This is a genomic window from Paenibacillus sp. UNC217MF (assembly GCF_000686865.1).
Classification (GTDB): Bacteria; Bacillota; Bacilli; order Paenibacillales; family Paenibacillaceae; genus Paenibacillus_B; species Paenibacillus_B suaedae.
The window spans coordinates 113,075-126,189 of sequence record NZ_JMLT01000017.1 but is presented as its reverse complement, the minus strand read 5'-3'; the positions used below and the strand labels follow the sequence as shown (position 1 = coordinate 126,189).

Here is a 13,115-nt window from a genome sequence, read left to right as displayed (position 1 = left end):
ATGAAGTGACCCCCAAAAGTTAGACACGGTTATTTCATCAAGCAGCTTTCTCAAAATGAGTTCGGTACTGTACCGGACTCATTTTTAATTTTGCCTTCAACCGTTTAGTATTGTAGTAATCAATATATTTTTTCAGTTCTTCCTTGAAATGTTCCACATTTTCAAACTCTTTGTAGTACAAAAACTCCGACTTGAGAATGCCGAAGAAATTCTCTATGACGGCGTTGTCGTAACAATTCCCTTTTCGTGACATACTTTGGAGAATGCCTCTCGACTTAAGCGCATAGCCATACTGCTTCATTTGGTAATGCCATCCTTGATCTGAATGAAGAAGAAGATGGTGCTCCTCCGGCAGACGCTCCAGTCCTGCATCCAGCATCTCAGATACCAGAGAATATGTTGGTCGTGAACCAATGGTATAGGTGATAATTTCCCCGTTGTATAAGTCCAAAATAGGCGACAGATACAGCTTTTCTCCAAATAACTTAAACTCCGTGATGTCCGTTACCCACTTCTCATTTGGCGCTTCCGCCGTGAACTGGCGATCCAGATGATTCGGTGCAGTCTTGCCGACAGCCCCTTTATATGACTTATACTTTTTCATGCGGACTAGGCATTTAAGCCCCATCTCTTTCATGAGCCGCTGAAGCTTCTTGTGGTTCACTTTCCACCCACGGATTGCCAATTCATCACGAATACGACGATATCCGTAACGTCCATCATGTTCCGTGTAAATGGACTGGATCTCAGCTCTCAAATCCGCATTCGGATCTGATTGGTTTGTACGCTTTATAAGGTTGTAATAGGTGCTACGCGGGATACCAGCCAGCTGTATGAGTGCCTTCACCGGATATTTATGCCTCAGTTCCCAGACGGTTTGTGCTTTGTCCTGTTTGGTGGTTGTTCCTTGTTTCGAACTAAGGCATTCAACTTTTTTAGATACTCATTCTCCATTTCAAGCTGCTTGATACGTTCTTCGAGCGCTTCGACAGACCCTTCAACTACGGATCGTTTAGTAGACGAATTGGATTTTTCCTTCATGGATGGACGCCCCTTCTTTTTTGGCTCAAGGGCTTCTAAACCGTCTGTCTCCATCTTTTTCTGCCAGGAATGCAAGATGGAAAAGTTCGAAAGGTTGAATAGAGCAGCGGTATCCATGAGAGAAGCTTTTGATTGAGCCATATGATTAAGTACGTCCAGTTTAAAGCTTGCCGAATAATTTGTATAGCCGTTAGTAAAGGCAGACTCACCATGCATCTCATAGAGCTTCAGCCAATATTGGAATTGGGACTTGTTAACGTCCATTTCGTTTGCGTATTCTGTCTGCGATAGAAGATCAGGGTTGTACCCTTGAATTATCGCCAATTTCCTATCCTTCGTAAATTTAGTCATAAAAAACTGCACCTCCAACTGTTAGAGTGTGTCTAACAATTGGGGTGCAGTTCATTAGCCGTTGTTCCAACGGCTTTTTTCATTGATGTGGAATCGGCAAATGATGATATGACACAAATTTGTCACAATCTAATAAATTTTATAAAGGAGTATGAAACATTTTCCTCATTTGATGCATCTAAGTTGAAGGTGGTAATTTTATACTTGGAATATGAATGCAACTTAGGAGGGTGAAAGAGTGAAAAAACTAGTATCAGGTTTTGTAGCGGTGGCACTCGGCTTTACGATGGTAACGCCTGCACCAGCGCAAGCAGCGCCTGCTTACACCGTCTATGTGAACGGTAAACAAGTTAGAACAGATGCTGTGTACACGCAAGGCCGTGTGCTGCTGCCGATGGCGGATATTTTCCAGGCGCTCGGTGCCAGTGTAAGCTTCGATGGGGCAACGAAGACGAAGAAGGTGACAGCTTACAAGGGAGGATCCTCTGTAATTTTAACAATAGGCTCCAAAGCGGCAACGGTCAATGGAAGAACTGTCTATATGGATGTTCCATCTAGAATAATGAATGCAAAAACGATGGTTCCGGTACGCTTCGTAAGTGAAGCATTGGGCGCCACAATCAACTATGACGACAAAACGAGAATCGTTCGCGTGACTTCTGGAAGTTCGCCGACATATCCGGATCGCCCAACGTACCCGGATCGTCCAACATACCCAGATGAGCCCGACTACTCCGGCAATCTTAGAGGCGTCAATTATGTGACAACACAGATCTCAGGCCAATCCGGAGATGCAAGCGATATTCGTGTCAGCTTCTCCAAGGAACAGTATGAAAATAACCTTGATCAATATCGCGTCATGATTGTTAAAGCGTCGAACTCCTTTAATTTGAACAAGGCTCGTTCGGTATCTTCCAACAATTATACCGTAGTGAACAAGAGCAGTGACGATCCTGTAGTCAGATTGGATTCCCGAGCACGTGACGTAGATGGAGACTACATCCGCACGAATGTGAAGTATGAAGCTTATGTATTGTCAGTGGGCAGAACGAGCAACCAACAGGTGCTCTCGAACCCATCTTCAACCTTTACGTTAGGCGACAATGCGGTTGCGGCGGCAACGAATGTGCAAGTGCGCAATGTGGCGAATTATAACGATGGCCGCGATATGCAGGTCAGCTTCTCCCGTCCTTCTAACGATAGCCAAATTCTAAATTATCGGATTATGGTCGTTAAAACGAAGGATGCATCTCGTTTCGATGCTTATGAAGCAGACCGCGTCTCCAGCCAAAATTATACGACCGTATCGAAGTCCAGCAACTCGACGTTGACGACAACCTTGAGTTCGACGGCAAGAGATACATCAGGTGAATATATCCGCAATAATGTGTCTTATACCGTATTTGTAGTATCTGTAAGCAATACGAGCTCGTATGCCAACAAGCTGTCCTCCGGCTCATCCTCGTTCACGCTTGGACAATCAGCTGGTGTTCCAGTGATTACGAAGGTCAGCCAAGTGGGCAATTATGGAGATGGACGCGATATTCAGATCAGCTTTAATCGCTCCTCCGATGAATCGCGCGTAAGCTACTACCGGATTTTTGCAGTGAAATATTCGGATGCTTATCGCTTTGATTTGACTGAAGCAAACCGGGTTTCATCTAGCAATTATTATGATGTCTCGAAGAATGGCTATAGCATTACTTCAACATTGCCATCTAATATGCGTGATGTGAATGGCTCACTAATCCGCAGAGGGGAAACATACCGCCTGTTCGTCATGTCAGTTTCGAATAGCAACTCTGATTACAATGCATTGTCGGGAGCATCTGATTCCATCAATATTTCGAATAACTCAACGGTGTACAGTGCTTCCAATGTAAGAGTAAGCGATGTCGGAGATTATAATGACGGCCGCGATATGATGGTTACCTTCAACCGGGCCTCGGATGAATCGAATATTAGCCAGTATCGAATTATGGTTGTGAAGACGAGCAGATCGTACCGCTTTGATGTATCCGAAGCGAACAACGTATCCAACTACAATTATACGTCGATGAACCCGAATGGCAGAGACGTTAGCCTCAAGCTGAGCTCTACTGCGAGAGACGTAGATGGGGACCTGATCCGTAACGGAACCAGCTACCAAGTATATGTGCTTTCTGTTGGACGCGGTAGTTATGTGAATTCCCTGTCCAGCTCTTCAGATACGATTACGTTGTCTAACAATTCGACGGTGTACCCTGCAACGAACGTATCGGCAAGCAGTTTGGGTGGAAACTACAATGATGGACGAAACCTGAGTGTAACATTCAACCGTGCTGCAGATGAATCGAATGTGAACCATTATCGCGTAATGGTCGTGAAGTCTTCCAACGCAAGCCGTTTTAATCTAACAGAGGCCAATCGAGTTAATAATTGGAACTCAGCTGTCGTGTATCGGAGTGGCAGCAGCTTGTCGCATGTATTCGATGCGGATGCAAGAGATGTAGATGGAGCACCGATTCGCAACGGCAACAGCTACCGGGTATTTGTTCTGTCTGTAAGCTCCAATAGTCAAGCGAACAATGCGTTGTCTGCTCCATCTCCAGAGGTGACGCTTAAAGGCAATGCCTCGGTTGATGTTGTGACGAATGTAGAAGCGAAGATTATTGGCAAAAACGGTAATGCCAGCGACATTGAAGTAGGCTTTAATGCACCATCCAGTAATTCGTACGTAAATGAATACCGTATTATGGTCGTCCGCGCAGATCAGTCCTATGCATTCGACGCATATAGTGCGGGACAGGTGAGATCATCCAGCTACATTCGGGTTGGGAATCAGAGTGGCTATGTAAGACAATCGCTAACAAGCGGCTTGCGGGATGTTCAAGGCAACGACATTCAAAAAGGTGTTGCTTACCGGGTATTTGTGCTTACGGTAGCTGACAATAGAAGCGGCTCCTCGAATGCCTTGTCTTCGCCTTCTGGTGAATTTTCCTTGGTAGATCAATCTGTTCAGGCACCTACGAACGTGTTTGCAGCGAGAGAAGGCGTGAATGATTTCAAGGCTTACTTCACGAAGCCAGGCAGTGATAACGGAATTGCCTATTACGCAGTGATGGCTGTTCCTTCCGGTTCAGCGGGTTCATTCAACCTGGATCAGGCAAATCGTGTGGCAGGAAGTAATTATAAATTGGTTAGTGTATCAGGCGATGGTTCAACCATATTCTCGCTGTCCGATAATGATGCATATGGAAATCCGATTCGCACAGGCGTTACCTATAAAGTATTCGTGATGTCCATAGCAGATGGACGAAGTGCAACGGTGAATGCGCTGTCCACTGCATCCAACGAAATGACAGTTGGTGACGGATATTAATCCTCATGATGTGGGATAGAGAAGATAGATAGATGGCATTCAATAAGAGCCTCGGAATGATTTCCGAGGCTTTTTATGTATCACCAAGAGTACAAGAGAGTTGTGTAATGAGTAAGAAATGACTTCAGTGCTGTCTATTAGGTAATTGGTAGGGGAGAGGGGGGCTAAGCAGTAGTGGCTCTATAGGGAAATCGACAAATGTTCGAGCAGTTGGAGGGAATTGTACGAATCTATGGGAGCAAGGATGGAGAGGATAGGGGTGTTTTTGTCGGAAATAGGGTGAAACCACCTTGAAAATGACTATAAAATGACAAAAAATGATTTTTCGTGTCGAAAAATTGAAAAGTGTTATGAAAAAGTATTAATCTTTTCATTCGAGCAACCGATATAAAATATGGGTCTTGAGTTGGATAGGGAATGCGACCGTCCAACATGCTGATATGTAATATGTACTTTAGACCTATTCACGCGATACATGTCACAAGAACTAGTGCGTAACATTGCTATGACATTCTTGCCTGATAATCGATCTGCAACACGCAATGGATACATCAAGAAGAACAACATCAGGATTGAAAGGCAAACTCTTCGAAAGATGAGGACGCAAAGCCGCGGGCCTAACATCTTCACGGATTACGGCGGCCGGGTTGCCATTAATGTTGCGGTAACTACACAACGGTTATTCGGTGACAAGGCTATGCAGAATGGCCTTTTTTTTGCGCACAGAAGCTGGGGTAAATGATGGAAATTGTGTTGCTAAAATGGGACGAGTGTACTTCCTACGAAGACATAGATTCATTGATGGATCGATTTATCCCGTTCGTTACACCTGAAAAATACAAAAGGTTAGATAGACTTCGGAACCGTGAAGATCTTTATTGCACGGTTGCGGCTGACATATTGGCACGCATGCTGCTATGTCGAACCTTGAAATGTTCGAATAACGAACTTGTTATTCACACTCATCCCTTCGGCAAGCCATATGTGGAGGGTGATCCAGTATTTTTCAACATCTCTCACGCCGGTGCGTTCATAGCAGTGGCATTGGATGAAGCGCCAATCGGGATTGATATAGAGCAAGCAGGAGAATGGAACATGGACGTGGCTAGGCTGATATGCTCGCCGCGTGAGTTGGAATTGCTTGCAAATACGAACGACAGTCGTGCGCGTCAGGAATTGTTTTTTTACATATGGACGGCTAAGGAAAGTGTTCTGAAGGCATTAGGAACGGGTCTCAGCCTGCCTCCTAGCACATTCGAGATTGTGCAGGAGACAGCTGTACCTATACAGCATAATCAATTATGGAATGTTGATCATAATTATGTAAAGCAATATGTCGTTCCTGTAACAGGCTATAGTATGACTGTGTGCGCACAGCATATGGAATTTGCCAAGCAAATAGAGTACATCACATGGGAGCAGTTGACTCATAGGTTTACGAAATGGGTTGGATCGTATAAAGGAGAGGACGAGAATTGGCTTTCATGGAATTGACAGTAGAACGATTGGCAGGCTATGACGTACATTCTATCGAACTGCCTGAGGAGACAATGCGTCTTCTAAAGAAGCATTCGGCCGAGCATTCGGTCAAGTTGGAATCCGTCATGTTCAGTGCGTGGGCAACGCTGTTGTCCCGGTTCTACAACTCGCAGCAAGTAACTCTTCATGCCGTTCAAGCGGGACACGGCAATGGCAACCATACAGTAGTCAGTCAGGATGACGTAACCTTGCAAGGAATTATGAGCATTCATAACAGCTTGTCGGCTTGCGCAGAAGGACGTAACCTGACTTGCTCTGAAATAGCTTCTGACAGTGATGTGGCAACGTATTGCTGGTACGGAGAAGATGTTCAGCCCGTGCTTCCAGAGGGAGAGCAGGTATGTGACCTGCACGGCTGCATTCAGCATGCTGCTGGAACGGGCGCATTACCAATGTTCACAATGTATTACAAGGAAAATCAGTTCCAGTTATCGACGGTAGAGAAGCTGGGGGAGTACTTCTTGCAGCTGCTGGATGAAGCTGTGAAGCATCCTCAGAAGCGTATTGGCGAGCTGGAAATGCTGACAGAGCAGGACAAGCGCCAGTTAATTGAGGGGATGAATCAGACGCGAGCTGAATATCCTCATACATTCACGGTTCAGGCGCTGTTCGAGGAACAGGCTAAGCTGCATCCGGATCGAGTAGCTGTCATCGAAGATGATCGCGAGTTGACCTATTGCGAGTTGAATGCTCGTGCGAATCAATTGGCGCGCAGGCTGCGGAAGCTTGGCATCGATCGGGAACAGTCTGTTGGTATTATGGCAGAGCGCAGTGCAGAGATGGTTGTCGGTATCTTAGCGATTCTCAAGGCGGGAGGAGCTTATGTTCCACTTGATCCCGATCACCCTCAGGATCGCATTCAATATGTCCTGGAAGACAGTCGTACGAAGCTGGTACTGACTAGCAGATCGTCAGATATAGATTTGCCGAATACCATCGAGCAGGTTCATATGGATGACCCGAGCCTTGCTGATGAATCTAGCGATAATCTGGTATCTGTGAATCAGCCAGAAGATCTTATATATATCATTTACACATCCGGTTCGACAGGAAGACCTAAGGGCGTCATGGTTACTCATCGTAATGTCATTCGCCTAGTAAAGCGCACGAATTATGTGAAGTTTGGCGAAGGCGACCGTATTTTGCAGACGGGATCACTTGTCTTCGATGCCTCAACCTTTGAAATCTGGGGCTCCTTGTTGAATGGCTTAGGGCTCGTGCTCATCGATAAGACGACGATACTGGACGCTGAGCAGCTGGAGGAAGCGCTCATCCGCCATCAGGTAACGATTATGTTCTTGACGACGGCGCTGTTCATTCAATTGGTTGATCGCAATCCGCGCATATTTGCGCCGCTTCGCCAATTGCTTGTCGGTGGAGAGCTGATGTCGCCAAAGCACTTCTATCGAGCGGCTAAGGACTGTGCACCGATTGAGATTTCGAATATTTATGGTCCTACTGAAAATACAACCTTCTCTACTTCTTATCTGATGAAGGAAGAGGGAGACGGGACAATTCCTATCGGTACGCCAATTACGAACTCAACCGCTTATGTTGTCAATGATTACGGCATGCTGCAGCCGATTGGCGCTGTAGGAGAGCTGTGGGTCGGCGGTGAAGGCGTAGCACGTGGCTACTTGAATAAGGATGAGATGACGCGTGAGAAGTTCGCGGATAGTCCATTCGTAGCTGGCGAACGAATCTATAAAACAGGTGACCTTGTGCGCATGTTGCCAGATGGCAACTTGGAATTCGTCGGACGCAAAGATCATCAAGTGAAGATTCGCGGCTATCGCATGGAGCTCGGTGAGATTGAAGCGCAGATTCATACGCACGAGCAAGTAACGGAAGCACTGGTTGTAGCTTTTGAAGAGTCGCCTGGCCAGAAGGCTCTCTGTGCTTACATTGTAGCGGAAGAAGGCATGACAGCGAGTGCAATGCGAGAGTACTTGTCTTCGCATTTGCCTGAGTTCATGGTGCCGGCATACTTCATGTTCTTGGAGCGCATGCCGCTTACGATCAACGGCAAGATTGATCGGGCCAAGCTGCCTCAGCCTGAGAAGCAGGAGCGCATCTCTACCGAATATCAAGCTCCTGTAACGGATACGGAGAAGAAGCTTGCGGCGATATGGGAGGAACTGCTTGGCATCTCTCCAATTGGCACAGCGGATCACTTCTTCGAGATTGGCGGGCATTCGTTGAAGCTGGCACAGCTGCAAGCACGTATCGCAGCTGACTTCCATATCTCATTGTCCTTCAAGGAATTGTTCTCGAATCCATATGTCGGCAAGCTTGCTGCAATTATCGACGGAGGAGCGCAAGAACAATACGAATCGATAACGCCAGCCGAGAAGAAGGCGCATTATCGTCTCGCACCTGCACAGACACGTATGTTCGCGCTGCAACAACGGGGCGGAGTTGGCATGGCCTACAACATTCCACTCGTGTACGAAGTGAAAGGCCATTTGGATACCGGCCGCCTGAAGAAGGCTCTACACCAAATCGTAGAGCGTCATGAAGCATTCCGTACTTCATTCCATTGGGAAGAGGAACAGATCGTACAGAAGGTGCATGAGACAGTTGATATGGATGTGCCGATTATAGAGGCCGAGGGCCGTACTGCTGCTGAACTGGCGAATGAATTCGTCCGTCCATTCCAGTTGGAGGAGCAATCGCTTCTACGTGCTGCGATTGCGAAAGTGGCAGCAGACAGCTACATACTGATGCTGGATATTCACCATATCGTCTTCGACGGAACCTCGCTCAGTGTGTTTGCAGAAGAACTGGCTGCAATCTATAAGGGCGAGGAGCTGGCCTCAATCAAGCTGCAATATAAGGACTATGCGGAGTGGCAGTCCAAGCGTGCACAAGATGAACAAGCACATGAACAGTATTGGCTGAGTGTGCTTGAAGGGGACATCCCACTGCTGGATCTTCCATACGATTATATTCGTCCGAATGTGCAGTCATTTGAAGGCGATATGGTGCGTATAGCATTGTCTGCCAAGACGGTGGAAGGATTGAAGCAGCTGGCTCTCCGTCAAGGAACTACACTCTATATGGTGCTGTTGTCGGTATATAATGTGCTCTTGTCCAAATATGTGGACAAGGAGGATATGATTGTTGGCTGTGCGATTGCTGCTCGAACACATACTGATGTAGATCGAATGATGGGCATGTTCGTCAACACCTTGCCGATTCGCAGCTTCCCAGAGGGCGGCAAGGCCTTTGCTGATTATTTGAATGAGATGAAGGATACGCTTCTACTTGCCTATGAGCATCAGGAATACCCGCTCGACAGCCTGGTTGAACGCCTGCAGCTGAAGCGGGACGTAAGCCGCAATCCATTGTTCGATACCGTATTCGTCATGCAGAACATGGGGGATCTTTCGCTTCAAGCTGGAGATGCCGTCTTCACACAGCTGCCTTATCATAACGGCACATCGAAGTTCGACCTTACGCTGGAGGCAATCGAGCGTGAAGAGGAACTCGAATGCAACTTTGAGTTCTGTTCGAAGCTGTTCAAACGGGCAACTGTAGAACGAATGGCAGGGCATTTCGAGCAGCTTGCTATGCAGGCAGCACAGCAGCCGTCATGCAGCATTGGAGAACTTGAACTGATTACGGATCAAGAACGGGAAGAAATCGTGCACCACTTCAATAATACGGATGCCGAATATCCTCGCCATGCGACTGTACACAGTCTGTTCGAGGAACAGGTGCGTGTAACGCCTGATCGGGTTGCGCTTATGTCTGGTGAACGTGAAATTACCTATACGGAGCTGAATGCGGAGGCCAATCGTTTGGCGCATTATTTGCAGAAGCATGGGACGAAGGCTGAACAGCCGGTTGGTCTGTTCACAGAGCGCACACCAGAAATGATTATCGGTGTACTCGCAATCTTGAAGGCTGGCGGTGCTTACGTGCCGATCGATCCAGATTATCCGCAGGAACGGATTCAATATATGCTGGAGGACAGCCGTGTTAATATCGTACTCGCAAGCGACCATTTGACTGAACGATTGCCGGAAGGACTGAGCAGCATCAGTTTCACGGATTCGGAACTAGCTGTACAGTCAACGGAAAACATAGATGATCTCAATAATTCTGAGCATATCGCGTACTTAATGTACACATCGGGATCGACAGGGAAGCCGAAGGGAGTTATGGTCACTCATCGCAACGTGATTCGCCTTGTGAAGAATACGAATTTCGTATCATTCCAAGAGGGTGATCGCATTTTGCAGACTGGTTCTCTCGTATTCGATGCTTCGACATTTGAAATATGGGGAGCCCTTCTGAACGGACTTCAACTTGTACTCGTTGACAAGCCGACGATTTTGGATGCTGAGCAGTTGGAACAAGCGATTGTACGGCACGGCATCACTATGATGTGGTTGACTTCACCGTTATTCACACAGCTAGTTGAGAAAAATGAGCGCTTATTCGAACCTGTGCGAACATTGCTCGTTGGCGGAGATGTATTGTCTCCGAAGCATATCTACCGGGTGCTTCATGCTTGTGCGCCAATTCAAATCGTGAACGGATATGGACCGACAGAGAATACGACCTTCTCCTGCTGCCACCATATTGCAGCGGAGCAGGACGGATCGATCCCAATTGGAGCGCCGATTGCGAACTCGACAGCCTATGTAGTGAACAACTATGGCAAGCTGCAGCCGATTGGCGTAGCGGGCGAGCTGTGGGTCGGCGGCGATGGCGTGGCGCGTGGTTACTTGAATCGCGAGGACTTGACGAACGAGAAGTTCATCGACAGTCCGTTCAAGGCTGGAGAGAAGCTGTATAAGACAGGCGACCTTGTTCGCTGGCTGCCGGACGGAACAGTCGAGTTCTTAGGACGCAAAGACCATCAAGTGAAAATTCGCGGATATCGCATGGAGCTTGGTGAAATTGAAGCGCAAATCCGAACTCATGAGCTCGTGAAAGAAACACTCGTTACCGATATTGAGGAATCGCCAGGACAAAAGGCGCTCTGTGCGTACATCGTAACGGAAGGTACGGTGACAGCTGCAGATATTCGTCAGCATCTGCTTGATCATTTGCCGGATTATATGATCCCAACTTACTATGCGTTTCTCGATCAGATGCCGCTGACCACGAACGGCAAGATCGATCGCGCGAAGCTCCCTGCGCCATCGAAGCAGGAGTGGACAGGAGCCGGCTACGTAGCGCCTGACAGTGAGACGGAGATGAAGCTTGCTGAGCTATGGCAGGAGCTGCTTGGCCTGACAACGGTCGGCGTTTGCGACAACTTCTTTGAGCTAGGCGGGCATTCCTTGAAGGCGATCACGCTTGTTGCGCAGTTGAAGCAGGAATACGAGGTTGACGTCAGCGACGTATTCGCATATCCGACGATCCGAGAATTGGCATTGCGGATGAAGTATCGTCCGAACCATATGAAGGATAAGCTGGAGCGGATTCGTGCCATGTATGCAGAGGAAGTAGTGGTCGTGGAGGATAAGGCTGTAACGGAAGCTTGGAAGCAGTATCGCAGCCGCAACGAAACTTATCACAATCGAGAGCTATCGCAGCAGTTGAACTATGCTAAGGTTCTCCTTACAGGTGCAACAGGATACTTGGGTGCTTACCTGCTTCGCGATCTTCTGCATTGCACTGACAGCAAGGTGGTTGCTATTGTTCGCGGGACATCTCCGGAGCAGGCTCGACACAGATTGTACGAGAAGCTGGCCTATTATTTCGGTGCAGCACTGACAGACACGCACGGACATCGAATCGAAGTCGTTAACGCGAACTTGAGTGACGAACATCTCGGACTCGCTGAACACGAATATGCTAAGCTGGCAGATGAAGTGGAATGCATCATCCATGCTGCGGCCAATGTGAAGCATTATGGCCACTATTCTGAATTCGTACTGAACAATGTTACGGCGACGGAGCGCTTGTTGGAATTGGCAGCAACCGGCACGAAGAAGGGATTCCACCACGTCTCTACAATGTCGGTCGGGATGGGAACGATTGAAGGCAAGGAAGCCGTTCTCTTCACGGAGGATGACTTGGACATCGGACAAGTGCATGACAACTATTATGTAAAGACGAAATTTCAAGCGGAGCAATTGGTAGAACAGGCGCGGCTGCAGGGGCTGCATACGAACATTTACCGAGTTGGTAACATTGTATGTCACTCAGAGAGCGGTCAGTTCCAGGAGAATATCCAGGACAATGCGTTCTACAAGACGATGAAGTCCTTCATCCAATTGGGGGCTGTTCCTGATTCCGGTCAGGATACAGACTTATCCTTCGTAGATCAGGTGAGCCGTGCGATTATTACACTGCATGACAAGCCTGCCCTGCATGATGAGATCTACCATATCTATAATCCTCATCTGATCAGCATGTCCGAAATGCTGGCTGGGCGGAATGATGTTCAGGTTGCGAAGCTGCCAATGGAGAAGTTCCTATCCTATCTGTTCGAGCAGTATGAACAGGGGGCGAAGCTTGAGGCAGTCGAGAATGTGATGCTGCATAACGGGTGGATGGATGAAGGCGCTGTGCTAACAGCGTTCGAGCTAACTGCAGAACGGACGGTATCTACGCTTGCTGCATTAGGCTTTTCCTGGACTGTACCTGGTGAAGCTCAAGTCACGAATATGCTGCGACACGGGTTCGAAGTTGGCTTCCTAACTCTTACGAACAAGTAGGCCAGCTATTCGGAGCGATATTATGTGCAGGGGGGATGGCATCGAGAATGGCAGAAGAGAGGTTGATTGCGGTTTATATGCAGCTCGAAGAGCGCCCTATCATAACTTGATAGGCATACGTCAATCAGCAAAAAGACCAAAAA

The 13,115-nt window shown here is 47.6% G+C and carries 4 protein-coding genes and 1 riboswitch; of the genes, 3 read left to right on the top strand and 1 reads right to left on the bottom strand.

Annotation, left to right across the window (positions count from 1 at the left end; all coding sequences use genetic code 11):
* Positions 1-37: 37 nt before the first annotated feature.
* Positions 38-1,392 (bottom strand): IS3 family transposase gene (locus BP95_RS32395; protein ID WP_155987224.1). Its coding sequence is split into 2 segments (ribosomal slippage): positions 38-939 and positions 939-1,392, totalling 1,356 coding nucleotides; the frame shifts between segments, so codons are not numbered across the junction.
* A gap of 238 nt (positions 1,393-1,630) precedes the next feature.
* On the opposite strand from BP95_RS32395, the gene BP95_RS0110925 reads away from it, so the two are divergent.
* The 3 genes from BP95_RS0110925 (at position 1,631) to BP95_RS0110910 (ending at position 12,972) form a co-directional block, all read left to right on the top strand.
* On the top strand, positions 1,631-4,753 hold the full coding sequence (locus BP95_RS0110925; protein ID WP_028532160.1) for a copper amine oxidase N-terminal domain-containing protein: 3,123 nt from the start codon (positions 1,631-1,633) through the stop codon (positions 4,751-4,753).
* 568 nt (positions 4,754-5,321) lie between these two features.
* Positions 5,322-5,408: riboswitch (cyclic di-GMP riboswitch) on the top strand.
* An 83-nt stretch (positions 5,409-5,491) separates the two neighbouring features.
* Positions 5,492-6,247, top strand: coding sequence for a 4'-phosphopantetheinyl transferase family protein (locus BP95_RS0110915; RefSeq protein ID WP_021254826.1), 756 nt, complete (start codon positions 5,492-5,494; stop codon positions 6,245-6,247).
* On the top strand, positions 6,238-12,972 hold the full coding sequence (locus BP95_RS0110910) for a non-ribosomal peptide synthetase (protein WP_231515089.1): 6,735 nt from the start codon (positions 6,238-6,240) through the stop codon (positions 12,970-12,972). Before BP95_RS0110915 ends, BP95_RS0110910 begins: the two co-directional genes overlap by 10 nt.
* The last annotated feature ends 143 nt before the right edge of the window (positions 12,973-13,115 follow it).

What these genes read in the sequence shown, in the direction of transcription:
- BP95_RS0110910 (WP_231515089.1), top strand. Translation starts at nt 6,238, where the DNA reads ATGGAATTGACAGTAGAACGATTGGCAGGCTATGACGTACATTCTATC.
- BP95_RS0110915 (WP_021254826.1), top strand. Translation starts at nt 5,492, where the DNA reads ATGATGGAAATTGTGTTGCTAAAATGGGACGAGTGTACTTCCTACGAA.